The organism is Mesorhizobium sp. M0106 (assembly GCF_040322715.1).
Taxonomy (GTDB): Bacteria; Pseudomonadota; Alphaproteobacteria; order Rhizobiales; family Rhizobiaceae; genus Mesorhizobium.
On sequence record NZ_JAMYUA010000002.1, the window covers coordinates 299,994 to 325,697 of the forward strand.

General features: G+C 62.6%; 18 protein-coding genes. 10 read left to right on the forward strand and 8 right to left on the reverse strand.

Annotation, left to right across the window (positions count from 1 at the left end; all coding sequences use genetic code 11):
• Nucleotides 1–9: 9 nt before the first annotated feature.
• Both NKJ55_RS03190 and NKJ55_RS03195 read right to left on the reverse strand, forming a co-directional pair.
• A complete protein-coding gene (locus NKJ55_RS03190; RefSeq protein ID WP_352448627.1) occupies nucleotides 10–744 on the reverse strand; it encodes a 4Fe-4S dicluster domain-containing protein in 735 nt (244 codons plus the stop codon).
• A complete protein-coding gene (locus NKJ55_RS03195) occupies nucleotides 741–3,671 on the reverse strand; it encodes a molybdopterin oxidoreductase family protein (RefSeq protein ID WP_352448628.1) in 2,931 nt (976 codons plus the stop codon). The genes NKJ55_RS03190 and NKJ55_RS03195 overlap by 4 nt, the downstream gene beginning before the upstream one ends.
• Nucleotides 3,672–3,949: 278 nt before the next feature.
• On the opposite strand from NKJ55_RS03195, the gene NKJ55_RS03200 reads away from it, so the two are divergent.
• Nucleotides 3,950–4,852 carry a LysR substrate-binding domain-containing protein gene (locus tag NKJ55_RS03200; RefSeq protein WP_352448629.1) on the forward strand — a complete coding sequence of 301 codons (903 nt, stop codon included), beginning with the start codon at nucleotides 3,950–3,952 and terminating at the stop codon, nucleotides 4,850–4,852.
• 5 nt (nucleotides 4,853–4,857) lie between these two features.
• Here NKJ55_RS03200 and NKJ55_RS03205 read toward each other — a convergent pair whose 3' ends face one another.
• From NKJ55_RS03205 to NKJ55_RS03220, 4 genes are all read right to left on the reverse strand, one after another.
• Nucleotides 4,858–6,114: an Hsp70 family protein gene (locus NKJ55_RS03205; protein ID WP_352448630.1), complete on the reverse strand. Its 1,257-nt coding sequence runs from the start codon at nucleotides 6,112–6,114 to the stop codon at nucleotides 4,858–4,860.
• 108 nt (nucleotides 6,115–6,222) lie between these two features.
• Nucleotides 6,223–7,014 (reverse strand): TIGR02186 family protein, encoded by a 792-nt coding sequence (locus NKJ55_RS03210; protein WP_352448631.1) that lies wholly within the window; start codon nucleotides 7,012–7,014, stop codon nucleotides 6,223–6,225.
• A complete protein-coding gene (locus NKJ55_RS03215; protein WP_023676949.1) occupies nucleotides 7,014–7,937 on the reverse strand; it encodes a sulfite exporter TauE/SafE family protein in 924 nt (307 codons plus the stop codon). The genes NKJ55_RS03210 and NKJ55_RS03215 overlap by 1 nt, the downstream gene beginning before the upstream one ends.
• A 191-nt stretch (nucleotides 7,938–8,128) precedes the next feature.
• Nucleotides 8,129–11,989 (reverse strand): peptidoglycan-binding protein, encoded by a 3,861-nt coding sequence (locus NKJ55_RS03220; protein WP_352448632.1) that lies wholly within the window; start codon nucleotides 11,987–11,989, stop codon nucleotides 8,129–8,131.
• Between the two features lie 552 nt (nucleotides 11,990–12,541).
• Between NKJ55_RS03220 and NKJ55_RS03225 the strand changes: the two genes are divergently transcribed.
• The 7 genes from NKJ55_RS03225 to NKJ55_RS03255 all read left to right on the forward strand — a co-directional run bounded on the left by NKJ55_RS03225 (nucleotide 12,542) and on the right by NKJ55_RS03255 (nucleotide 21,496).
• Entirely contained in the window at nucleotides 12,542–13,003 is a 462-nt protein-coding gene (locus NKJ55_RS03225; protein WP_023677331.1) for a MerR family transcriptional regulator, read from the forward strand.
• Nucleotides 13,004–13,240: 237 nt separating this feature from the next.
• Nucleotides 13,241–15,037, forward strand: coding sequence for an acyl-CoA dehydrogenase (locus tag NKJ55_RS03230; RefSeq protein WP_352448633.1), 1,797 nt, complete (start codon nucleotides 13,241–13,243; stop codon nucleotides 15,035–15,037).
• A 239-nt stretch (nucleotides 15,038–15,276) separates the two neighbouring features.
• Nucleotides 15,277–16,446 (forward strand): acyl-CoA dehydrogenase family protein, encoded by a 1,170-nt coding sequence (locus NKJ55_RS03235; protein ID WP_352448634.1) that lies wholly within the window; start codon nucleotides 15,277–15,279, stop codon nucleotides 16,444–16,446.
• Nucleotides 16,447–16,477: 31 nt separating this feature from the next.
• A complete protein-coding gene (locus NKJ55_RS03240; RefSeq protein WP_352448635.1) occupies nucleotides 16,478–17,686 on the forward strand; it encodes an acetyl-CoA C-acetyltransferase in 1,209 nt (402 codons plus the stop codon).
• 12 nt (nucleotides 17,687–17,698) lie between these two features.
• Nucleotides 17,699–19,918 (forward strand): 3-hydroxyacyl-CoA dehydrogenase NAD-binding domain-containing protein, encoded by a 2,220-nt coding sequence (locus NKJ55_RS03245; protein ID WP_352448636.1) that lies wholly within the window; start codon nucleotides 17,699–17,701, stop codon nucleotides 19,916–19,918.
• 82 nt (nucleotides 19,919–20,000) lie between these two features.
• Entirely contained in the window at nucleotides 20,001–20,645 is a 645-nt protein-coding gene (locus NKJ55_RS03250) for a S24 family peptidase (RefSeq protein WP_352448637.1), read from the forward strand.
• 11 nt (nucleotides 20,646–20,656) lie between these two features.
• On the forward strand, nucleotides 20,657–21,496 hold the full coding sequence (locus NKJ55_RS03255) for a thermonuclease family protein (protein WP_352448638.1): 840 nt from the start codon (nucleotides 20,657–20,659) through the stop codon (nucleotides 21,494–21,496).
• Here the strand turns inward: NKJ55_RS03255 and NKJ55_RS03260 are convergent.
• Nucleotides 21,459–23,114, reverse strand: coding sequence for a lysine--tRNA ligase (locus NKJ55_RS03260; RefSeq protein WP_352448639.1), 1,656 nt, complete (start codon nucleotides 23,112–23,114; stop codon nucleotides 21,459–21,461). The two genes, NKJ55_RS03255 and NKJ55_RS03260, sit on opposite strands and share 38 nt — an antisense overlap.
• Nucleotides 23,115–23,360: 246 nt before the next feature.
• On the opposite strand from NKJ55_RS03260, the gene NKJ55_RS03265 reads away from it, so the two are divergent.
• Nucleotides 23,361–23,771, forward strand: coding sequence for a tellurite resistance TerB family protein (locus NKJ55_RS03265; RefSeq protein WP_352448640.1), 411 nt, complete (start codon nucleotides 23,361–23,363; stop codon nucleotides 23,769–23,771).
• A 14-nt stretch (nucleotides 23,772–23,785) separates the two neighbouring features.
• Here the strand turns inward: NKJ55_RS03265 and NKJ55_RS03270 are convergent, their stop codons facing one another.
• Nucleotides 23,786–24,637: an ABC transporter substrate-binding protein gene (locus NKJ55_RS03270; protein ID WP_352448641.1), complete on the reverse strand. Its 852-nt coding sequence runs from the start codon at nucleotides 24,635–24,637 to the stop codon at nucleotides 23,786–23,788.
• A gap of 269 nt (nucleotides 24,638–24,906) precedes the next feature.
• Here NKJ55_RS03270 and NKJ55_RS03275 point away from each other — a divergent pair, with 269 nt between their 5' ends.
• Nucleotides 24,907–25,638: a helix-turn-helix transcriptional regulator gene (locus NKJ55_RS03275; protein WP_023677341.1), complete on the forward strand. Its 732-nt coding sequence runs from the start codon at nucleotides 24,907–24,909 to the stop codon at nucleotides 25,636–25,638.
• The last annotated feature ends 66 nt before the right edge of the window (nucleotides 25,639–25,704 follow it).

Below are 25,704 nucleotides of genomic sequence, written 5' to 3' on the forward strand. Positions count from 1 at the left end.
AGGCGCTGGTCAGTTCGAAAGCATGCGGTCGACCCAGCCGAGGAAACCGCCTTCGGCCCGCACCGCTTCAAGCGCCGGCGCCGGCACCGATGCGGCGCGGGTGGTGTGGGCACGTGGCGGCAGATATTTGTTGATTGGCTTATAGCCCATTTCCGGCATCAGATCGACACCGCCGCGCTCGGCCACCAGTTGCGAGATAGCCGATGCCGGATCGCCCAGATCGCCGAAATGCCGCGCGCTGGTCGGGCAAGCAGCGACGCAGGCCGGCACGCGATCTTCTTCCGCCAGATTGTCGTTGTAGATACGGTCGACGCACAGCGTGCATTTCTTCATCACGCCGACATCGGTGTCGAACTCGCGCGCGCCATAGGGGCAGGCCCAACTGCACAATTTGCAGCCGATGCACTTGTCCTCGTCGACCAGCACAATGCCGTCCGAGGCCCGTTTGTAAGAGGCGCCCGTCGGGCATACGGTGACACAGGCCGGTGTCTCGCAATGCAGACAGGAGCGTGGGAAATTGACCGTGCGCCCACCCATCTCCGTGATGTGCTCATAACTGTGCACCCGATTGAACCAGACGCCGTCGACATTGCCGCCATAGGGGTCGATGTCGGTCAGCGGCGCCATGTGGCCGCCGGTGTTCCATTCCTTGCAGGCAGTAACGCAGGCCTGGCAGCCGACGCAGGTGTCGAGGTCAATGACCAGGCCGAGCTTTTTGTCGGTGTGGGTGGGAAGGCAAGTCATTTGGCAGCTTCTCTTTCCCGACGGAATTCGGCGCCGAAACTAAGCTTATGGGGCGGGGGCTCAAAATGCGGCGGCTGTCGGAACCGCTCGAACTGCGGTTCGGTGAAGCCTGCTTCCTCGTCTGCGCATTTGACGATGCGCACGCGCAGGTCGAACCATGCCGCCTGGCCGGTGACAGGATCGGAATTCGAATAGTGTTTGCCATTCGCATCGGCAGAGGTCTGGTCGCCGATGATGTGGTTGAGTAGAAAGCCGCGATTGGATTCGGCCGCGTCGTCCTTGAGCCCCCAGCTGCCGCGCCGTTTGCCGATCGCGTTCCAGGTCCACACCGTATCGGCGTTGACGCCGTCGGCCAGCTTGATCTGTCCTTTGACCTTGCCGTTGATGCTCTCGATCCAAACCCAATCGTCGTCGACAAGGCCGAGGCCGGCTGCCGTCCGGTAGTGCACGAACAGTCGGTTCTGGCTGGTGATCTGCCTTAGCCAGGCATTCTGCCCGCCCCAGGAATGGTACATGTGCATCGGCCGCTGCGTCAGCGCGTGCAGCGGATAGGCTTGGCTGTCGACCGCAGCCTCTTCGAAGGGCGCATACCAGAATGGCAACGGATCCATATAGGTCTCGATGCGGCTGCGCTCCGCCTCCGGCGGCAGCACCCCGCCATGGCCGCGCGCCGCAAGGCGAAAGCGCTGCATCGGCTCCGAATAGAGTTGGAAGACGATCGGCTCGGCCTTCGGCATGAAGCCCATGCTCTCAGCGAATTCGAGATACGAGCGGTTGGCCATCTTGTAGTAGCGCTGATCGGCGGCGAAATCCTGGTGCCAGAAGCCGCCATTATCTATGTAGCGTTGCAACTGGTCGGGATTGACCTCGCCCTTGCCGACCGAGGCCCCGTCCTTGCCGCGCCAGCCGGCGAGCGGACCGACACCTGGCGTGCGCTCGTGATTGACGATGTAGTCGGCATAGTCGCGGTATTTGGCGGAGCCGTCGTCGTCAACGAAGCCGGGCAGGCTGAGCCGCGCGCCGAGTTCGATCAGCACCGTCTGGAACGGCCTGACGTCGCGGTCTGGCTCGACGACGGGATGGCGGATGGCGTCGCCCGGCCCGTCGGCGTGGCTGATCGGCCGGTCGAGCAGACTGATACAGTCATGACGCTCGAGATAGGTCGTGTCCGGCAGCACCAGATCGGCAAAAGGCACGGTCTCGGAATAATAAGCGTCGGAATAGATGATGAACGGGATCTTGTATTCGCCCGATATGTCCGCGTCGGTCAGCATCGCCATCGTCTCGACGGTGTTCATCGACGAGTTCCAGGCCATGTTGGACATGTACATGAACAGCGTGTCGATCTTGTAGGGATCGCCGGCCCAGGCGTTCCGAATGACCGTGTGCATGAGCCCGTGTGCGGCCAGCGGCGCATCCCAGGAGTAGGCCTTGTCGATACGAATGGGCTTGCCGGCTTCGTCGATCAGCAGATCCCCCGGTCCGCTGACGAAGCCGAGCGGCATGCCCTCGAGCGGCGTCATCGGCTTCACATTCTTGCCGGCTGGCTTGGGACCCGGCGGCGCGGACCGCGGATAGGGAGGCTTGAAGCGGAAGCCGCCCGGCACGTCCACCGTGCCGAGAAGCACCTGAAGCAGATGAATGGCCCGGCAAGAGTGAAAACCGTTCGAATGGGCCGAGATGCCGCGCATCGCATGCATCGACACCGGGCGGCCCTTGATGGTCTCGTGCCGGCGGCCAGCCCAGTCCGTCCAGGCCACCGGCAATTCGATTTGCCGTTCGAAGGCGACATGGGCGAGTTCTGCGGCAATGCGTCGGATCGTGTCGGCGGAGATGCCGCACCGGTCAGCGACGGCATCCGGTGAATAGGTCCCGTCCAGATAACGGTCGGCGACGAGTTGGAAGACCGGCACGCAGCGGCGGCCGTCGACGAGAAAGCTGCCGGTCAATGCGGGCTTTGCGTCGGCATCGCTGGCATTGACAGGCGTCTTCGCCACCCTGTCCCAAGCCAGCGGATTGCCGTCGCCATTGCGCATGAACAGCCCGTCATCGACAGCTCCAGGCTCCTGAACGACCAGGATGTGGGCATTGGTGTAGCGCAAGAGGTACTCGAGATCGATGCGGCCGGCCTTCAACAATTCATGGATGAGGGCGAATACGAACAGGCCGTCGGTGCCGGGCCGGATGCCGATCCAGTCGTCGGCAATTGCATTATAGCCGGTGCGGCAGGGATTGATTGAAACCACCTTGGCGCCGCGCGCCTTGAGCTTGCCGAGGCCGATCTTGATCGGATTGGAATCATGGTCTTCGGCAACCCCGAACAGTATGAAATATTTGGTGTTGTCCCAGTCGGGCTCGCCGAACTCCCAGAACGAACCGCCAATCGTGTAGAGGCCGCCGGCCGCCATATTGACCGAGCAGAAGCCGCCATGGGCGGCAAAATTCGGCGTGCCGAACTGGCTCGCCCACCAGCCGGTCAGCGATTGCGACTGGTCGCGCCCGGTGAAGAAGGCAAGTTTCTTCGGATCGGTTCGGCGGATGTTCGAAAGCCGTTCTGTCGCGATCGACAAGGCTTCCTCCCACTCGATTTCGCGGAACTCACCCGAGCCGCGCGGGCCGGTGCGCAGTAGCGGCTTCTTCAGCCGGGCCGGGCTGTAATGCTGCATGATGCCGGCGCTGCCCTTGCCGCACAGCACACCGCGGTTGACCGGGTGATCCTTGTTGCCGTTGATATACCGAACCTTGCCGTCCTTGATATGGACGTCGATGCCGCAGCGGCAGGCGCACATATAGCAGGTGGTCTTGGCGATGCTGTCGGAGACATCAGGCGAAGTATCGACGCCGTCGCGTTCAGCGGGCGCGCGCGTATCGGCAAGCGGCCGTTGTGATGGTGCCGAATTGGCTCCGCGCAGCAGGTTGTTGGTCATGATCCGGTGATGCTCTTGCGCTCCGCGACCTTGGCTCTCGTCTTCGGGCCGGGGCCGCGCATGTAATGCTCTTCCGGCCGATAGCGTTCACCCAAGAGCCGCCGCCGCAGGCTGCGGGTCCAGTGCGCAAACACGGATTTGAACCGCCCCACCAATTCTACCCTCGACTGCTAGGCGCGACTTTTTTCCAATTTCGGGTCAAAATTTAGAACAAAGCGACCGATCCGTCTAACAACTTGCTCTTGTAATTCCAATCGGATTTGCTTCTTAGTGCCGGAATGACCCTGGACCAGTTGCGGATCTTCGTCGCCGTCGCCGAACGGGCGCACATGACCAAAGCGGCCGAGTTGCTGGGCATCTCACAGTCGGCCGCGTCGGCCGCCATCCGCTCGCTCGAACAGCAGCACGGCGTCCAGTTGTTCAACCGAGTGGGCCGCAATATCGAGCTCGCCGAGACCGGACGCCGATTCTTGCCCGAGGCCAAGGCGGTCCTCGAGCGGACTGCGGCCGCCCACAATGTGCTGGAGCATGTCGCGCAGACGATATCAGGCAGTCTCTCGATCGCTGCCAGCCAGACCATCGCCAGTTATTGGCTGCCGCGCCGGCTCGCCTCTTTCCACGAAGCCTATCCTGCCGTCAGGCTGAGCGTGAGCATTGGCAACACCAGGCAGGTCGAGACCAATGTACTTGATGGCGCAGCCGATTTTGGCCTGGTCGAGGGGCGCACCGAATCCGACATTTTGCGCCGTGCCAAGGTCGATATCGATCGCATGATGCTGGTCGTGGCGCGCTCGCACCCTGAGATCGCAGAAGTTTCGCCTGGACATCCCGACCTTGGCGGGCTTCGCTGGATCATTCGCGAAGGCGGGTCGGGCACGCGCGAGGCGCTGGAGGACCTTGCCCGACGCGACGGGATTTCGTTCGCGGACCTGCAGATATTCCTGGTATTGCCGAGCAATGAGGCTATTCGCCAGGCGGTCGAGGCCGGCGCCGGCGCCAGCATCATTTCGGAACTCGTCGTCGCGCGCGCGGTCGCCGAAGGCAGTCTGCGTTCCGTGCCGATCGATCTGCCGAAGCGCGAATTTGCCATGATCACGCATCGCGACCGGCAGCCAAGCCTGGCCCAGATGGCGCTCAAGGCGCATCTTGGCGGCAAAGCTGAGAGATCCGCGCCGCTTTAAGCCGATCAGCCGAACTTCCGCTGCGCGTCGAGCGCCAGCCCAAGCCCGACCGAGCCGAACACATCGCCTTCGATTACCGACGCCTGCGGCACCAGCGCCAGGATCTGCTGCCTGGCCAGCGGGATCGCGGTCGATCCGCCGGTCAAGAACACCGCGGTGATATCCGAGGCCTTCACCTGTGCGTCGCGGATGGTCTGCTCGACCGTAGCCGCAACACGCTCAATGTCCCTGGCTATGGTGGCTTCGAGACTCTTGCGCGTGATTTCTGCCGTGAACCTCACCTCCGGCAGCGCGACCTCGACATCGGCCGACGATCGGTCCGTCAGCTCAATCTTGGCCTTTTCGACCAGTGCCGCCAGCGCGTGGCCGTAACGATGCTCGACGATGTGGATGAACCGGTCGACCAGGTCTGCGCGTTCCGCCTCATAGCGGATCTGGCGCAGATGCGTCATCGCCCTTGCGGTATAGACCAGGTTTATGCGCTGCCACGTCGCCAGGTCGATGAAGTAGCTCGCCGGCAGATTACGTTTGCCATCCTTGGTCGGTGAGAGATGGCCGAGCTGCGGCATCACATGGGCGATGCTCAACAGCCGGTCGAAGTCGGTGCCGCCGATATGGATGCCGCGGCTGGCCAGGATGTCGCCCTTGCGGTCAAGCGAGCGGGCGCGCTCGGGCGAGACCCGCACGATTGAGAAGTCGGACGTGCCGCCGCCCATGTCGACGATCAGCGCCAGTTCCTCGCGCGTCACCTTTTGTTCGTAGTCGAGTGCCGCGGCAATCGGTTCGAACTGGAAAGCGATGTGCTTGAAGCCGTGGGCACGAGCGGCATTTTCGAGTTCGTGCTCCGCCTTGGCGTCGGCCTCGGCATCGTCGTCGACGAACTGCACGGGCCGTCCCAGCACGACGCTGTCGACCGCGTCATGGGCTTCTTCTTCCAGCTTCTTTTTCAGATAGCCGACGAACAGGCCGACAATCTCCATGAAGCCGATCGAGCGCGCCTTGATGCGCGTCTTTTCGTGGGCGAGCGAGCTGCCGAGCACACTCTTCAACGAGCGCATCAGGCGGCCTTCGATACTGTCCGTATAGTTGGCAAGGGCGCGTCGCCCGAAATAGGTGCGGTTGTCCTCGAAATTGAAGAATACCGCACTGGGCAGCGTGACCTGGCCGTCTTCCAACGCCACCAGCCGCGGCTGCCCGTTCCTGACCACGCTCACGGTGGAATTCGAAGTGCCGAAGTCAATACCGGCAAATGCTGGTCGCATCGTGCGTTCCTGTAGTTCTGATTTGGGGAGCAGCAGCTCGTATCCGGTCGGGCCGGGGGTCGCGGTCTAACCCATACCCTCGGAAAGGGAAACCACTTTTACGAGAGTTCAGTCTTTCCTGAACACCAGTCTTCCGAGCCAGCCGGTCAGCATGGCCAGCGATACGGCAAAGACACCGTAGAGGAAGGAATAGTCGTGCGCGACGCGGAAGATCGACTGTTCGAAACCGGACTTGCGGATTTCGAGCTGGGCGGAGCTTTCCTTGATGAACAGGCCGCTCTTGAACAGGAACGCGCGGGCCTTATGGGTGCCGACCGGAACGTTTGGGGCGAGCCTGACGGTGGCGCGGAACAGGTTCTGCGACAGGAACTGCACACCGCCGACATTCTCGCTGTAGAGGCCGGTCGCCGCCTTGCGTTCGCGCAGCGCGGCGGTGAACTCCTCGATTGTCGCCGGGCTGTCCTCCGCGTCGGCCGGCTGCAAATAGAGGTTGGAGGCGCCAAGCGACAGCTGCTTGTAGCTGTTCGGATCGGTGACGTCCTGCAGCGGCCGCGTCGTCGCCACCGAATAGGAGACAGGTACGTTTTTGAAGGTCTCCGACTCCAGATTGACCCAGACGCCGAGCACCCGGTCCTTGCGGCGCACGACGACCGGCCGAGCCGGGCCTTCCAGCACGACGATCACGTCGTAGCGCCCTTGCCGCGCGACAAGCGGATCGGCATTTTCCAGTGAGCCGAAAATGGTCAGGTCGGCGCCGGAAAAGCCGGCGGTAATCGAGACATTGTCGGTGGAAAGGCCGATCTGGATGTTTTCGGTTAGTGGCGCCTGCGCCTTCGCCGGTGGCGCAGCAGCCAGCAGCGACAGCAAGACGGCGGCCGCGAGCGTCCTTAGGCCGGCCATCAGCTCAGGCCCACGCCGGACAGAGAATAGAGATTGGGCGGCGTGACGAAAAGATCGATGGCAAGCCGGATGGCTACCGCCAGCACGAGCAGCGCCAGCAGCGCCCTGAGTTGCTCGCCCCGCAGCCTCTGACCAGCCTTGGCGCCATATTGCGCGCCGGCGACGCCGCCTGCCATCAACAGGAAGGCGAGCATGACGTCGACCGTCTGGTTGGTGGTGGCGTGGACCAGCGTGGTGTAAGCCGAGGTGAAGATGATCTGGAACAGCGAGGTGCCTATGACGACGTTGGTCGGCACTTTCAAAAGGTAGATCAGGGCCGGCACCATGATGAAGCCGCCGCCGACGCCCATGATCGAGGACAGGAAGCCAATCGCCGCGCCCAGCCCAAGCACCGGAATGACGCTGACGAAGAGCTTCGAGGCCCTGAACCGCATCTTCAGCGGCAGGCGGTGGATCCAATTATGCTGGCCGGATTTCTTCAACACCGGTGCGGCGCCGCTGCGAGTGGCGCGCAGCGCATTGACGCTCTCGACCAGCATCAGTCCGCCGACGGTGCCGAGCAGCACGACGTAGAGCAGCGAGATGAACAGGTCGAGCTGGCCGAGCCGGCGCAGGAGCGCAAAGACATAGATGCCACCGGTCGAGCCGACGATGCCGCCGGCTAAAAGCACGCCGCCGAGCTTGAAGTCGAGCGTGCCGCGCTTCATGTGCGACAGGGCGCCGGAGAAGGAGGAAGCGATGACCTGGTTGGCGCCGGTGGCGACCGCAATTGCCGGCGGTATGTTGTAGAAGATCAGCAGCGGCGTAATGAGAAAGCCGCCGCCCACGCCGAACATGCCCGACAGGAAACCCACCGCCGCACCCATGGCCAGCAGCACGAAGATGTTGACGGAAATTTCCGCGATCGGGAGATAGATGCCCACCCGTCAGTCTCGATCAGTTTGCCTCCTGGCGAATGCAACCGTTGCGGGCATTTTGCGTCAGAAGGCTATCTCGTTCTTGCGCCGGCCGGGCCGTGAAGTCAAACTTCGCCGCACCGCCGAAACAAAAAACAACTCAATCAGTTAACAGGCAAATCTGTGGCAAGGGCGTCGCGGAAACGACGCATCCGCCGTTATTTACGCGCAAGCAGCGCCTTGACCAGCTTTTCGTCGATCGCGCCGGTTGCCTTCATATCGTTGTCGGCCTGGAAGGCCATGATCGCGTTCTTGGTTTTCTGGCCCATCATGCCGTCGGGATTGCCGGCCTCGTAGCCGTTCTTGTTGAGAATGCGCTGGATGTTCTGGACCGCTTTCTTCATGTCGATGCCGGCGGTCGTCTGCGGTGTGCCGTCCTGCCACGATTCAGGAACGTCGGCCGAATTGGCGGCTGGATCGAGCGGCTTGGCCTTCCACAGTTCAGCCGCGGCCCGCGCACGCTCCAGCTGCTCGGGCCTCAGCGCCTTGGCGATCTCGTCGCGCTTGGCTGCCGCATCCTTGTCGCCGGTCTTGGCGACGAGTGCGAACCATTTGTAGCTCTCCTCGAGGTTCTGCTTCATGCCGACGCCCTTCGCCGCGAGGATGCCGAGATTGAACTGGCTATCCTTGACACCGAGATCCGCCGCCGCCTGGAACCAGCGCGCTGCCGATTCATTGTCGGTCACGCCATCCGCCGCCATCGCAAACAGCACGGCAAGATTGTGCATCGCGCTGGCATTGCCCTGCGCTGCGGCAAGCTGGTACCAGGTTTTCGCTTTCTTGATGTCGCGTGCGACGCCGATGCCCTTCTCGTAAAAATTGCCGATGCGGTATTCTGCCGGTGCGAAACCGAGTTCGGCAGCTTTCTCATACCATTTGGCCGCCGCCGCCATGTCTTCTTTGACGCCGCGAGACTCGGCGTAGCGCGAGCCGATCTCGAACAGCGCCTTGGCGTCGCCGCCGGCCGCTGCATCGCGCAGGGCGGCCGGACCGGCATCGGCCGGAACGTCGATCTTGGCAACGCCTGCCGCGGCAGCATCCGCCGGCGGCACCGTGCCGGTCGTGTCCTGCATCGCAGCGGTGGCTATAGCAGGCGCGGCAGCCATTGGCTCGGCGTCGCTGGCCGTCGCCGCTGCCGGCGCGGGCACTGCGGCCGCGGTGTCTTGCGCCGCCAGGTCAGCGGGCGCCGCGGAAGCCGAGGGCGCCGTCGATGTCTCGGCTGCCGGTGTAGCGGGGCCGGTTTGCGCCGCCGTGTCGTCCTTGGTCATCGATGCGGATGGCTCTGCCTGCCTGACGGTGGGCGACGGCGCTCTCTCCTGTGTTGTCGTCTGCGCGTCCGCCTTCGGCTCGCTGGCAACGCTGGCCAAAGCGGTTTCCACCGGCTGTACGGCCACGGCCGGTGCCGCCTCATTGTTGGTGACTTCGACCGGGTCGGAGAAGAAGGCTTTGCCCAGTTGCAGGCCGGCAAGCGCCAGCATGATGGCGATTGCCCCCATCAGGATCGGCTTGCGCCGCGCCTTGAGCAGGTCGCCGATCCTGAGTGCCTTGACCGGGCCTTTCATCGTCGACTGGCGCTTGAGGGCGTCCGCCTCGGCGGCCGCCGCCTGCGCAGCCCGTCTGGCTGCCGCGATGAAGTCCGATTTCGCCGCCTCAGCGCCGCCTTCCCGGGTCGGCTGCCCGCGCTCGTCGCGCACGCGCTTCATGATGGCGCTGAGGTCGGGTGCGCCGGAGCCGGGTTCCAGTGGTCGGTTGGCGAGCTTGGGGTCGAGGGGCTCGTCGAGATCGACGCTGGGTATCTCGGCGCTCTGCGCCGAGCCTGCAAGCGGCGGCATCTCGGCGTCCTTCTTGCCCTTCAAGGCGCGCGCCAGCCCGCCTAACATCGATTTCCTGCCGCCGCCTTGCTCGGTTTTTTCACGCGTCGTGTCTGAACCGAGAGCCGCCAGGGCTGCTGCGGCGGCGGCCTCGGCTGGCGTACGCGGACCTGGCTCGTCGCGCACGAGCGCCGCGGCGCGGCCGTCGAGATCGGCCATGCTGCCCGTCAACGGCAGCGGCTGGTCGAGGTCCATCGACGGTGCGTCCTGCACCGAGATCTTGGATGGCCGGCCGAAACGCTTGCTCAACTCCGCGCTTGCCGGTTCACCCGTCTCCAATGAACCAAGCCTGTCAACGATCTTGAGCAGCGTATCGTGGATAGCCTCGAACGTTCTCGAATTGCGCTCGTCCGAACGGCGCGTCAGTGCCTCGAGCGTCTTCAGGTCCTGGGCGAGGCCGGTAACGGCCGCCGTGTTGGCGCTTGATCCGGCCAGTGAGCGGACGGCGCTCTCAGCCGCCTCGCGCGCCGCGCCGAGGACGGAATCGCGGGTTCCGGCCAGCGACTTCTCGATTTCGTTGAGACGCGGGCTGATGTCGTCGAATTCCGGCAGCGGCGTGCCGGGCTTGGAAAGATGCGCCGTCAGGCCGGCGACCTGCGCTTCAAGGCTGCGGATCAACGCCGGGTCGATGCTGGCGACCTGTGCCGCGGACGAATCCAGCCGGCTTGAGATGTCTTCGAGCCGGCTCTCCAGGCCACGGATCGCCGCCTCGTTGGCGGGATCTGGAACGCGCGTCTCAATCCGCTTGGCCAGCGCGGTGAAGCGGGCGTCGATGGCATCCATGATGCCAGCGCTATCGACCTGCGGCATGCGCTGGTCCAGCCTGTCGGCGACCTCGTCCAACCGGCGCTCAAGGTCGCGAAACAGCATGTTGCCTTGTTCGATTGCGTCGCCCTGGCGACGTTCCATCATGCTGGACAGCACGTCGAAGCGCTGCTCGAGCCCCTGGAAGATGTAGTCGGCGTCGGGCATGGCAGGTGCGTGGTCGATCTTGTCGGCAATAAGCGCGACTTGCCTGGCAAGGCGCTCCATCGCCTGTTCCGGCAGATTGGCTCGGCCGGCCAGTTCATCCACGCGGCTCGACAATGTGTTGAGACGGTCAATGACCTCCCGACCCGGACGATCCTGCGACACTTCTTCGATTTGCTGGGCCAGTGAATCGATCCGCTTCTCGATGCGTTCGAAGGGCTCGGGGTCGAACGAATTGGCTTGCGCGGCAACCGTCGAGGCGACGATCGCGCGGGAAATCTCGTCGAGCCGCTCGTCGATCTGACTGAATGTGTCGCCGCCGCGATTGTCCTGCTGGCGGGCGAAATGGTCGACCGCTCCGGCAAGCGTGCGGACCTTTTCCTCGAGCGAGCGCAGCGACAGCGATTCCGGCAGATTGCTGACGGCATTGCTGATCTGTTCGAGCCGCTCCGTCAGCGCCGACAGGCCGGGTGCATCGGAACGCTTGCGCTGATCGGCCTCGACGCGATCCTCGAAAGCGTTCCAGCGGCGGTCGAAATCGTCCCAGCGGCGTCCGACCGCCTGCACGCTCTCCTCGCGCGCCAGCGTATCGAGCGCGGCTTTGACCTGCTCAAGCTCGAGCCGCAGCATATTGACGCTTCTGTCGTCGCTTTTTTCGGCCAGTGTCTGGATGGCGCCGGAAAGCCGCTCGAATTCGACGCTGAGTTCGGCGCTGCCTTTGCCGCCGCCATTTGACTGGAAGGCTCGCCCAATATTCTTGCGCAGTACCTCGAACTCGCGTTGCAGGCCGGAGGTCATCTGCTGGCGCAAGTCTTCGCGCAGGCCGCGCAATTCCCCGGCGATCTTGCCGGCTAGGGCGACGCTGTCCTCCTGGCCGCGCACCCGGTCGATATCGCGGGCGATCGCCTGGTAATTCTGGTCGAAAGCCGCTGCTGGACCTTTCGGCCGCTGCGCGCGTGGATCCTCATACCGGCGCTGCTGGCCATAGGGTTGGGCGCTGGGATAGCGTGGTTCTGCCGCTGGTCGGCGCGGATCGGGGTGGCTTGCCGTCTCCTCGCGCGTCCGCTCCAGCCGCTGCTCCAGAGTTTCCAGGGAGCGGTTGAGCTCTTCAAGCGTCGTGTGCGGCCGGCGTTGCCTGCCGGCGTTGAGTGTATCGAGGTAGGACCGCTTGCTGTTCATCAATGCGCCCGTTTCAGAATTGCTGGCTTTCACCAGGTTCCCAAAGTCCTGCCGGGACGAACGCGACTGCCTGGCTTGTTGCAGTGGAAGACGAGCTTCCCGGGTCTCATCCGCGCTCCGAAAAACCGTGAAAAATTCAGTACAGGATAGACACGGGTAACCGACATGCGCACATTTCGCCCCAACGTGGTAAACAACGCGTTAACCAAGCTTAAGAAGTTGCAACTTTGTCGGCTGGCTGCCGACGGCGCCGGGTGTCTTTTTTGGACGCGCAAAAGACGTTGTAGAATTTTGATCAGCCGCATGATCGCTCCCGAAATCGGCAACGACCTTTTAGGTTGTCCGCTGGTGCTGCGGCATAAAGTTGCAAGACCAGAACGCTCTTGCGTGGTGAGGCGGCTATCGATATAGAATTGACGTAAACGTAAATGAGCGGATTACGCCGTTTGCGATTTGTTTGTTGAAACCACGAGTGGAAGCACGCCCCCGCTTTCACTCAGGCGACGCAAGGTCCGCGACCGCGACGCCACCAGACGGGGAAAGCCAGTGACCATGAAACTTATTTCGCCCGGCCAAGCCGCGGCCAACACCAACGATATGTCGAGCGAAGCCGGTGAAGAGCTTGTCCGCATCGGCGAAATGGCCAAGAAATATGGAGTGACGCTGCGTACGCTGCGTTTCTATGAGGACAAGGGTCTGCTCAACCCGCAGCGCGACGGCTCGACCCGTCTCTATACACGCCGCGACAGGGCCCGGCTGAAGCTGATCCTGCTTGGCCGCAAGGTCGGGTTCTCGCTGCGTGACGTCAAGCAGATGATGGACCTCTACGATCCGAACGGCTCCAACACCAAGCAATTGCGGCTGGCGCTCGACAAGTCGGAGAAGCAGCTTGCCCGTCTGCAGAAGCAGCGGGCGCTGATCGACGACGCCATCAGCGAACTGAGTGCTTCGATGTCGACCGTCCGGCAAATGCTGATCGAGCGCTCGACGCCGCAGGCCAGCGTAGCGAGCTAAACTAAGCTTTCGATTTGTGACGAATAAGAGCCGCGTGGCTTTCGCTGCGCGGTTCTTCGTCGTTTGCCGTGCTTTGTCGTTTGTCGTCCTGGCGCGCGGGAGAAAATTTGCCGCAGCGCAGAATTGACGTTTACGCAAACGTCAATATTTGTTATCTCGACCACAACGTTGGTCCGTCTGCCATCCTCATATGCTGGGGCTGATTTCGGGGCCAAGACCGCATGGTGGAGGAAACGCATGCCGATCTACAGAGCGCCGGTCCGGGACACGCTGTTCGTGCTGAACGAAGTGCTGGGATATCAGCGTTATTCCAATCTTCCCGGATTTTCCGACGCGACGCCGGATGTGCTCGAGGCCATCCTTGCCGAGGGCGCGAAGCTCGCCGAAAACGTGATGCAGCCGCTGAACCGCGTTGGCGACGTGGAAGGCTGCATGCGCCATGACGACGGTTCGGTAACGACGCCGAAAGGCTTCAAGGAAGCTTTCGACCAGTATCGCGAAGGCGGCTGGATGGGGCTCGCGGCACCTGTCGAGTTTGGCGGGCAAGGGTTGCCCTACGCGGTGCACACTGCGGTTGCCGAATACATGGTGTCGGCCAATATGTCGCTGATGATGTATGCCGGCCTGACGCAAGGCGCGATCGCTGCGATCATCACCCATGGCACCAAAGAGCAGAAGGCAACATGGTTGCCGAAGCTAGTCGAGGGCGCCTGGACCGGCACCATGAACCTGACCGAGCCACACTGCGGAACCGATCTTGGCTTGCTGCGCACCAAGGCCGTCCCCAATGGCGACGGCACCTACAGGATCTCCGGTCAGAAGATCTTCATCTCGGCCGGCGAGCATGACATGTCGGACAATATCGTCCACCTGGTGCTGGCCCGTATCGAGGGCGCGCCGGATGGCGTGAAGGGCATCTCGCTGTTCATCGTGCCGAAGCTCAAGCTCGATGCCTCAGGCAATCCGGGCGAGAAGAACACCGTCTCCTGTGGCTCGATCGAGGAGAAGATGGGTATCCATGGCAACTCGACCTGCGTCATGAATTACGACGACGCTGAAGGCACGCTGCTCGGCGAGGCCAATGGCGGGCTGAAAGCAATGTTCACCATGATGAATGAGGCGCGGCTTGGCGTCGCCCTGCAGGGACTTTCGCTATCTGAGGTTGCCTACCAGAATGCGGTTTCCTACGCCAAGGATCGTCTGCAGGGCCGCTCGCTGTCAGGGCCGAAGGCGCCGGACAGGAAGGCCGATCCGATCATCGTCCATCCGGACATCCGCCGCAGCCTGATGACCATGAAGGCTTTCAACGAGGCCGGCCGCGCGCTGGCGCTGTGGACGGCGATCAAGTCCGACATCGCTCACCGCTCCGGTGACGACAAAGATCGCCAGGTCGCAGACGACTACACCGGCCTGATGACGCCGGTGGTCAAAGGCGTGCTCACCGACAAGGGGTTCGATCATGCGGTAATGGCGCAGCAGGTCTTCGGCGGCCACGGCTATATAGAAGAGCACGGCATGAGCCAGTTCGTCCGCGATGCGCGCATCGCCATGATCTATGAGGGTGCCAACGGCATCCAGGCGCTCGACCTCGTCGGCCGCAAGCTGGCCTTGAATGGCGGCCGCGCGGTCCAGGCTTTCTTTAAGGAAGTCGGAGAGTTCTGCGAGGAAAACCGCACCGACGAGACGATGGCGCCCTTCACCAAGGCGCTGAAGAAGGGCCTCAACGATCTGCAGACGGCGACGATGTGGCTGGTGCAGAACGGCATGGCCAAGCCCGATAACGCCGGTGCCGCCTCGACCGATTACATGCATCTCTTCGGCCTGGTGGCGCTGGGCTATATGTGGGCGCAGATGGCCAGGGTGGCCGCAGCGAAATTGGCGAATGGCGCCGACGGCGCTTCGTCTTTCTACGACCACAAGCTGGTGACGGCGCGCTTCTTCATAGAGCGGATCATGCCGGAGACGTCGGCGCATCTTGCCCGCATCTCCAGCGGTGCCGACACATTGATGACACTGCCGGCGGAAGCGTTCTAGCTTCGGCGTTCCCCTCCCCCTCGAGGGGAGGGTGGCCCGAAGGGCCGGGAGGGGGTCCTGCGTGCAGTGCGCCGACCTCCATTCTGGTGCATGCCTTGGAGGAAAATGATCGCAATGCCGTGGCACATGGCGCAGGTTGTAATAGATAAGGTCAAGCAAGTCATCGGCGACCCCACCCGGCCGCTTCGCGGCCACCCTCCCCTCGAGGGGGAGGGGAACGTCGGCGCGAGGGAGAAACCATGACCCACCCCGCCGAAATCCTTGGCCTTCCCAAGCCCGCCTGGGCGGCGGACGAGGTCGGCATGCTTTACGACATGGCGCACCGCTTCATGTCGGAAGAGATCGCGCCGCGTTACGACGAGTTCGAGAAGAACGAAATGGTCGACCGCGAGAGCTGGCTGAAGGCGGGTGCTGCCGGCCTGCTCTGCGCCTCTATGCCGGAGGAATATGGCGGATCGGGCGGCACCTTCGCGCATGAGAGCGCCATCATCGAGGCGATCGGCCATGTCGGCGTCGACGGGTTCGGCATTGGCCTGCACAATTCGATCGTTGCCCCCTACATCCTCCATTACGGCTCGGACGAGCAGAAGAAGAAATGGCTGCCGAGGCTGGCGACCGGCGAGCTGATCGGCGCCATCGCCATGACCGAGCCCGGTGCGGGCTCCGACCTTCAGAGCGTCAAGATGCGCGCCGAAAAGGACGGCAACCAGTACAAGCTCAACGGCTCGAAGACCTTTATCACCAACGGCCAGCTCGCCAATTTCATCATCGTCGTTGCCAAGACCGATCCTGAGAAGGGCGCCAAGGGCATCTCGCTGATCGTCGTCGAGACTGACGAGGTGGAAGGTTTCGAGCGCGGCCGCAACCTCGACAAGATCGGCCTCAAGGCCAACGACACGTCGGAACTGTTCTTCAACGACGTGCGTGTGCCGACCTCGAACCTGCTCGGCAACGAGGAAGGCCAGGGCTTTGTCCAGTTGATGCAGCAATTACCGCAGGAGCGGCTGCAGATCGGCACCACTGCTATTGCCATGGTCGAGCGGGCGCTGGCGCTTACCATCGACTACGTCAAGGAGCGCAAGGCCTTCGGCAAGGCCATCATCGAATTCCAGAACACCCAGTTCAAACTTGCCGAATTGAAGACCGAGGCGACCATCGGCCGCGTCTTCTATAATGACTGCGTTGCCCGCCACATCAACGGCGGCCTCGACCCGGTGACCGCGTCTATGGCCAAATACTGGCTGTCGGACCTGCAAGGAAAAGTCGTCGACGAATGCCTTCAATTGCATGGCGGCTATGGCTACATGAATGAATATCCGATTGCGCGCATGTTCCGCGATGCCCGCGTCCAGCGCATCTACGGCGGCACCAACGAGATCATGAAATTGCTGATCGGGCGCTCGCTCTGAGCGAGTTTCAGCAAACCCAAGGAGCAGGAAAATGGCCGAAGCTTATGTCTATGATGCCGTGCGCACGCCGCGCGGCAGGGGCAAGAAGGATGGCTCGCTGCACGAAGTGCCGGCGGTGCGGCTCGGCGCCAAGGTGCTCGAGGCTATCCGCGACCGCAACGGGCTGGACACCGGCACCGTCGACGACATCATCTTCGGTTGTGTCGATCCGGTTGGCGAGGCGGGTGCGGTCATTCCACGTGCCGCCGCTTTCGAGGCCGGCTACGACACCAAGGCGCCTGGCATGCAGATATCGCGCTTCTGCGCCTCGGGCCTCGACGCCATCAATTTCGGCGCCGCCAAGATCGCACAGGGCGCCGACGAGATCGTCATTGCCGGTGGCATCGAATCGATGTCGCGCGTCGGCATGGGCGCCTCCGGCGGCGCCTGGTTCATGGACCCATCGGTCGGCCTGCCCGGCTGGTTCGTGCCGCAAGGAATCTCGGCCGACCTGATCGCCACCAAATACGGCTTTTCGCGCGACGACGTCGATGCCTACGCGGTCGAAAGCCAGAAGCGTGCCGCCAAGGCGTGGGGCGAGGGCCGCTTCAAGAATTCGGTGATCTCGGTCAAGGACCAGAACGGCCTGACCATCCTCGACCATGACGAACATATGCGGCCCTCGACCGACATGCAGTCGCTGGCCGCGCTCAACCCGTCCTTCGTCATGCCCGGCGAAATGGGCGGCTTCGACGCCGTCGCCGTGCAGAAGCATCCCGAGGTGGAACAGGTCAACCACGTCCACCATGCCGGCAATTCCTCCGGCATCGTCGATGGCGCGGCCGCCGTGCTGCTCGGCTCGAAAAAGGCGGGAAAGACGCTCGGCCTCAAGCCGCGCGCACGCATCCGTGCGTTCGCCAACATCGGCTCCGAACCGGTGCTGATGCTGACCGGCCCCGTCGACGTCACCGAGAAGCTGTTGAAGCGGGCGAAGATGAAGCTGTCGGACATCGACCTGTTCGAGCTCAACGAGGCCTTCGCTTCGGTGGTGCTGCGCTACATGCAGGCTTTCGACATTCCGCATGACCGGATCAACGTCAATGGTGGGGCCATCGCCATGGGCCATCCGCTCGGCGCCACCGGTGCGATGATCTTCGGTACGGTGCTGGACGAATTGGAACGCCGCGACCTCAACACCGCGCTGGTGACGCTTTGCATCGGCGCCGGCATGGGCACTGCAACGATCATCGAACGCGTCTGACGGAGAGAGATGATGAGCTACACCAATTTCACCCTCGACATCGACGCCGACGGCATTGCGCTGGTCACCTGGGACATGCCGGACCGTTCGATGAACGTCTTCACCGAGGAGGTGATGCTCGAACTGAATACCATCGTCGACAAAGTGGCGAGCGATGCAGCGATAAAGGGCGCGGTGATCACCTCCGGCAAGGATACGTTCTCGGGCGGCGCCGACATCACCATGCTGCAGAAGATGCTGGCGACCTTCGCCGCCGACAAGGCGAAGGACCCGGAGAAGGCGACCAAGGCGCTGTTCGACAATGCGGGCACCATGAACGGCCTGTTCCGTAAGCTGGAAACTTCGGGAAAGCCATGGGTTTCGGCGATCAACGGCACATGCATGGGTGGCGCGTTCGAATTGTCGCTCGCCTGCCATGGCCGTGTCGCGGCCGATTCAGACAAAGTGAGGATGGCGCTTCCCGAAGTGAAGATCGGCATTTTTCCGGGCGCCGGCGGCACCCAGCGCGTGCCACGGCTGACCGACCAGCAGCAGGCGCTGCAAATGCTGACGTCCGGCCAGACGCTGTCGCCTCAGAAGGCCAAGTCGATGGGCCTGATCCATGAGATTGCCGAGCCGGACAAGCTGGTCGAAACCGCCAAGGCGATGATCAGGAACGGCTTGAAGCCGGTGGCGCCATGGGATGAAAAGGGCTTCAAGCTGCCCGGCGCCCCGATCTATTCGGTGGCCGGTGCCAATCTGTGGCCCCCGGCCATCGCCATTCTGCGCCGAGAGACCTATGGCAATTATCCCGCCGCTGCCGCCATCCTGAAATGCATCTATGAGGGCCTGTTGGTGCCGTTCGACACCGCCTTGCGGATCGAGCAACGCTATTTCACCGAGATCATGCAGACAAGGGAAGCGGCAGCGATGATCCGTTCGTTGTTCGTGTCGCTGCAGGAACTGAACAAGGGCGCGCGCCGCCCGGCCGGTGTGCCGGAAACGAAGTTCAAGAAGATCGGCGTACTCGGCGCCGGCTTCATGGGCGCCGGCATCGCCTATGTGACGGCCAAGGCCGGCATTCCGGTGGTGCTGCTCGACCGCGACATGGAGTCCGCCGCCAAGGGCAAAGCGCATTCCGACAACCTGATCTCGGATCAGGTCAGGAAGGGCCGCGCCAAGCCAGAGGACAAGGAAAGATTGCTGTCGCTGATCACGCCGACGGCCGATTACGCCGATCTTGCCGGCTGTGATCTTGTGGTCGAGGCGGTGTTCGAGGATTCGGCCGTTAAGAAGGATGCCACCGAACAGGCCGAGGCGGTGCTGAAGCCGTCGGCGATCTTCGCGTCGAACACGTCGACCATCCCAATCACATCGCTGGCCAGGAATTCGGCGCGCCCGAAGAATTTCATCGGCATTCATTTCTTCTCGCCCGTCGACAAGATGATGCTGGTCGAGATCATCCTCGGCAAGAAGACCGGCGACAAGGCGCTGGCCACCGCGATCGACTTCGTCCGCGCCATCAAGAAGACGCCGATCGTCGTCAACGATACGCGCGGCTTCTATGTCAATCGCTGCGTGCTGCGCTACATGTCGGAAGCCTACAAGATGCTGATCGAAGGTGTTCCGGCGCCGATGATCGAAAACGCGGCCAAGGCCGCCGGCATGCCGGTCGGTCCTCTGGCGTTGACCGACGAGACTGCGATCGACCTTGCCCAGAAGATCATGAAGCAGACCATGCGCGACCTCGGCGACAAGGCGGTCGACCCGAAGCAGATGGCGCTGATCAACACGATGGTCGACACGCATGGTCGCTTGGGCCGCAAGAACGGCAAGGGCTTCTATGACTATCCGGCAAAACCGGCCAAGAAGAAGCTGTGGCCAGGCCTCAGGGACCTCTACCCGCAGCTGTCGCCGGAGCAGGTCGATTATGAGGAACTGAAGCAGCGGCTGCTGGTCACCATCGCGCTTGAGGCGGTACGGGTGATGGAAGAGGGCATCGTTACCGACCCACGCGAGGCCGATGTCGGCTCGATCCTGGCCTTCGGCTTCGCGCCCTATACCGGTGGTGCACTGTCCTACATAGACGGCATCGGCGCGAAAAAATTCGCTAAGATCGCCAAAGGCCTGCAGAAGAAATACGGTGCCGAGTTCAAGGCGCCGAAGCTGCTGCTCGACATGGCCGAGAAGGGCGAGACCTTCTACGAGCGCTTCGATCCTTATACCAGAAACGAGGCCAAGGAGGCGGCGTGACGCCGTCTTCGACGGTGGACAAGATGGCGGCCAAGGGATAGAACAGGGAAGGTATTTTTTCCTGTTTCGAAGGAAGAGCAAGGTGCTCTCGCACGACCGCGTTTGGGCCGCCATCGACGCTCTTGCCGAGCGTTATTCGCTTTCGGCCTCTGGACTGGCCAGGCGCGCTGGCCTCGACTCGACCGCCTTCAACAAATCGAAGCGGCTGTCCTCAGATGGACGGCCGCGCTGGCCGTCGACCGAATCGCTGGCCAAGATCATCGAGGCGACCGGCGCCTCGCTGGATGAATTTGCGGGGCTGGTCGAGGGTCGGGGTAATTCCGACGCACTACCCGTGCAGAGATCGTCGGTGCCGCTGCTCGGCTTCGCCCAGGCGGGCGCCGGTGGCTTCTTCGACGACGCCGGGTTTCCAGCGGGGCAGGGATGGGACCTGATCGAGCTTCCGGCACGGGCAACCGAAACCTCCTATGCCTTGAAGGTCCAGGGCGATTCCATGCTGCCGCTCTATCGCAATGGCGATGTCCTGATCGTCGAGCCAGGGGCTACCATACGAAAGGGTGATCGCGTCGTCGTCAAGACCAATGCCGGCGAGGTGATGGCCAAGGTGCTCGACCGCCAGACACCGAGGTCGATCGCGCTGGTCTCCCTCAATCCCGATCACCCGGACCGCGACATCCCCATGCGCGATGTCGAATGGGTGGCGCGGATTGTCTGGGCAAGCCAGTAGGCGCGGGGCCGGTGCGTCTGCCTCACCTTGCCTTGGCTGTTCTGGCGATCCCGGCGATGGCCACGGCAATTGTCGCCGGCGGCCGCGCCGTCCAGAGCGAAAGCGGCGGCCCCTGGGAGCAAATCCAGGTCGGCGCTGAACCGCAGCCCGCCGCGCCGGCTACGTCGGCCATCCCGAAATCAGTGCCGGCCAAGCAGGCGGCGCATTCGAGGGCAATCGATCCAGAAATCGTGGTGCCGCCGCAGCTCGGTTCCAACGAGCTTGAACGGATAGAGCCGCGCGCCCCGTTGAGCGATCTGGCATTGGCCGGACCGCCCAAGCCGCCAAAAACGAAAATGCCCGACGACTGGAAAGGCACGAAACTATTCCAGCCCGTCGCGTCGGCCGCCGGGGTCATCGAAGCAAAGGGCTATTCGATTGCGGTTTCCGGTATCGACATCGTCAAGCAGGAGGAGACTTGCACCGACGGCGGCGAGTCCTGGAATTGCGGCATTCGGGCGCGAACGGCCTTCCGCGCCTTTCTCCGCAGTCGTGCGGTGGTCTGTGCCGTGCCGCCCGAAGGCGGTCGTGATCTGATCGCCGCCGAGTGCCGGATCGGCAATCAGGATATCGGCCAATGGCTGGTCGAAAATGGCTGGGCGCGCGCCGCCAAGGGCGGCCCTTACGTAGAAGCCGGCGAGAAGGCGCGTGCAGCAAAAAAAGGCGTCTTCGGGCCGGCGCCGAGCGTTTCAGGCCTGCCGCCGCTCCCGGCTGCTGCGTCGCGATCCGCGCCTGTAGCGCCTAGCTCGATCCTGGAGGAGCAAGACGGCGTCCTCATGCCGCCAGCTGACCAGCCAGCGCCCGCTGAATGAGCTCGCGCGTTTCGGCGATGCCGTAGAGCGCGGCGAAGGAGCCGAAGCGCGGCCCGCGTTCCTGACCTATCAGCACCTGATAGATCATCTGGAAGAAGGCGACGGAGACACCGGGTCCGCCCTCCGGGCTCTGCTTGGAATGATCCTGGTAGCGCTCGATCTTGCGCGCAACATTGAGGGCAGCGTTCTGGATTGCCTCGCTGTCGGCATCAGCCGGCAGCTCGGCGAGCGCTTCCGAAAGCTTGGTCAGCGCCTCGCGCTCGACCGCGTCGGCAGCACGGTACACTTTCGCCGGCTTCACGAAATCGTCGAAATAGCGGATGGCATATTCGGCCAGCCGGTCGAGCTCGGGATGGGTTGTCGGCGTCACACCCGGCGCGTGGCGCGAAATGAAACCCCACAGCACGTCCCTGTTCTGCGCATTCGAGGCGCTGACCAGGTTGAGCAGCAGCGAGAACGGAACCGGCAGGTCGACTGCCGGGGGATTGCCGTCATGCATGTGCCAGACCGGATTGCCCAGCCGCTCCTTCCAGTCCTGCCTCTGATAGGCAGAGAGGAACGTGTAATATTCGTCTACCGCCTTCGGGATGACGTCGAAATAAAGCTTCTTCGCGGTTCGCGGGCGCTGGAACATATAAAGGCTAAGGCTCTCGGTCGGCGCGTAAGTCAGCCACTCGTCGATAGTCAGCCCATTGCCCTTCGACTTCGATATCTTCTGGCCGTTCTCATCGAGGAACAGCTCATAATTGAAGCCCTCCGGTGCCGGAGCATCGAGCGCGCGGCAAATCTGCCCGGCGAGCTTGACGGAATCGATCAGATCCTTGCCGGACATCTCGTAATCGACGCCGAGTGCTGCCCAGCGCATCGCCCAATCTGGCTTCCATTGCAGCTTGGCATGACCGCCGGTCACCCGCGTCTCGAAGCGCTCGCCGGTGTCCGGGTCGCGCCACACGATGGTGCCGGCGTCGAGCTTGCGCTCGTCGATCGCGACTTGCATGACGATGCCGGTCTTGGGATGGATCGGCAGGAAGGGCGAATAGCTCAGCGCCCGCTCCTCGCGCAGTGACGGCAGCATAATTGCCATCACCCTATCGAAGCGCTCGAGCATCTTGAGCAGCGTCGCGTCGAAGCGGCCGGAAGTATAATAGTCGGTCGAGGAAGCGAATTCGTAATCGAAGCCGAAACGGTCGAGGAAAGCGCGCAGCCGTGCGTTATTGGCGGCGCCGAAGGACGGATACTCATTGGAGAACGGGTCCGGTATCCTGGTCAGCGGCTTGCCGAGATAGGCGCGCAGCATGTCCTTGTTAGGCACATTGTCCGGCACCTTGCGCAATCCGTCCATGTCGTCGGAGAAGCACAGCAGCCGCGTCTTGACCTTGTCTTCAGTCAGCACGCGGAAGGCGTGGCGCACCATAGATGTGCGCGCCACCTCGCCGAACGTGCCGATGTGCGGCAGGCCGGACGGGCCGTAGCCAGTCTCGAACAGCACCGTTTCCGGGTAGCCGCTGCTCGCATAGCGGGCGACGATCTTTTTCGCTTCCTCGAATGGCCACGCCTTGCTTTCGGCGGCGGCGGCGAGGACTTCCGGGCTGAGATCGATCGGCTGTTGTTCGGCCATGATGCTATTCCTGCAACTTTGCCAGCATCCATGCCGGCAGCCGCATGCTCTAGACCATGATCCCGAAAAGTGGAACCCGGTTTTCGGGCAGGACCGTGATCAGGCAAGAAGATTAAGAGCCCCCGTCCCGATAGTCAGGATGGATCAAGTTCCAAGGCGTGATCGGAGCGCCAACGATCGCGGCTGTTTTTCCTTGCGGCGCCGGTCCCTCGTTCCTAACTTCGGGACCATCTCAAGGAGTTGTAAATGCCATTGTCGCCACACGAAGCCATGATCTACCTGATGGTCATCACCTCGGCGTCAGACCGCGACATGACCGACGTCGAACTGGCGCGGATCGGCGACGTCGTTCGATCCTGGCCGGTGTTTGAGGATTTCAACCAGGAGCGGCTGGTCGAGGTCGCCCAGGCCTGCCAGAAAATGCTGCATGAAAAGGATGGGCTGGAGGGCGTCCTGGCGCGCGTCGCCGAGGCGCTGCCCGAACGCCTGCGTGACACCGCCTATGCCGCCGCCTTCGAGGTCGCAGCTGTCGATCTCGAAATGCGCCTGGAGGAGGTGCGCGTCCTGCAGCTCGTCCGCCGGGAACTCGACCTCGATGCGCTGGCGGTCGCCGCCATTGCGCGAGCCGCCAAGGCCCGCCTTCGCACGCTGACCTGAGCCGGCGGCCAAGCTCAGAAAAAACTGACGGGAAAATAGCGCAGATAGAACTCGGCGAACGTGCCTTTCACCGAGATTTCCTGCAGCGCGTAGTCGAAAGCGGCGGCCAGTGCCGGATCGTCGGCCCTGGTGGCGATTGCCATGCCTGAGCCGAGATATTCGGGCGCCAGATAGGGGCCGCCGGCAAAGCGGCAGCAGCCCGCTGCATCCGAACCGCCGAGCCAGAAGGCGAAACGCATGCCGTCGCCGAAGGCGGCGTCGATCTTGCCGGCTTTCAGCTCGCCATAAAGCTCCTCCGGCTTTGCGAACGGGACGATTTGGACGTCGCCGAAATAATCGCGCAGCATCCGCTCGTGCGCGGAGCTGGCGATCACGCCGACACGCTTGCTGCGCAACTTGTCGAACATTGGTTCGGTCAGCGCCTGTGTCTTCAGCATGATGAAGCGTGCCGGAAATTGCAGGTAGGAGCGTGAAAATGCGTATTTCGACCGCGACTCCGGCGTCGCGGCGATGCCGGCAATGATCGCTTCGCCCTCGCCTTTCTCGAGCGCACCTTCGAGCTCGGCCCAGGGCAGCGCCTGGATCTGGCATTTTTCGGCAATGCCGAGCTCGGCGCAGATGGCGCGCGCCAGGTCGACATGGAAGCCCGACAGCCGGCCTGCCCCATCGAGGAAATTGAACGGCGGGAAATCCGTGGTGGTCAGGAATCGCAGCCGCGGCAGCATCGAAAGGTCCGGCTTTGGCAGCCGCTCCTTGGCGTCCCAGAACACCGGCACCTGCGGCTCCGCGGCGAGCGCAGCAACCGCAAGCGATTGCGCTCCGATCAATATCGAGATCAATGAAATGGATATGCGCCGAAACGCCACGCGACGACTCCGTCCGGTCTTGCCCCGGCTTTCGTACGAAATAACAGGTTTTTGTACGAAAAAAACACAGGTACGACGGTTTTTGGTTTCATCATTGCAATTTAGGGATATTGTTTAGTGAGTTTGCAAGTGACTGCGTGATGCCGGCTGAAGAGGAGCAGTAGGACGCACAGGGGAGGCAGCTTTGCAGTCCGGGGTTGATGGCGTGGTGCGGGTTGATCACTGCCATTGGCGTCAAGAGCGGAAGGCAACATGGGGTAGATGTTGCGATGGGTCATTTCGATCGTACGCTGGAGTTGATAGATCAGTTGCAGCACGCCGGCACAGCCGCCGCCGTCTGCGAAAAGCTGCTGGGGGTAACAAGCGGGTTCGGGCTGACGGCGCTGATGGCCGGGACGGTTCCGCAACCTGGCACGCCGAGAAACCAGCAAAAGGACCATGTGCTGCTCTGCGACTGGCCGGCTGAATGGCTTGAGCGCTACGTCGCGCGCAACTACGTCGATCACGACCCCGTCGTCAGCCACATGAAGCAGCTTCAAGCGCCATTCCAGTGGCGGGAAGCATCTCAGGGCATCCGCATCGGCAAGAGCGGCGGCGAGGTGATGGGCGATGCCGGCGAATTCAAGCTGCGCGACGGGTTGGCCTTCCCGCTAATCACGCTCGATGGCCAGATCGTCATGGTGTCGCTAGGCGGCGAGGCTGTCGAATTGTCGAGTGCCGAGTTCGGGTTGGTGTCGCTGGTCTCGACTTATGCGATTGGCCGCGCAATGCAGCTCCACACCATGGCGGGCAAAACCATCGATCATGTCGAATTAACGCCGCGTGAGCGCGAATGCCTGCAATGGGCTGCTGTCGGCAAGTCCGAATGGGAGATTTCACAAATTCTCGGCATTTCGGAACACACGTCAGAGAAACACCTTCTTAACGCCAAAAGCAAACTCGGTGCCGTCAACCGGGTCCAGGCCGTCGCGGAAGCGATAAGGCGCGGCTATATTAACTAGGTCGGCCGCGCCGGCCTAGAAATTCTTGCTTGCGTGATCGCGTAATTTTTTTGGGAAAGCACGGCC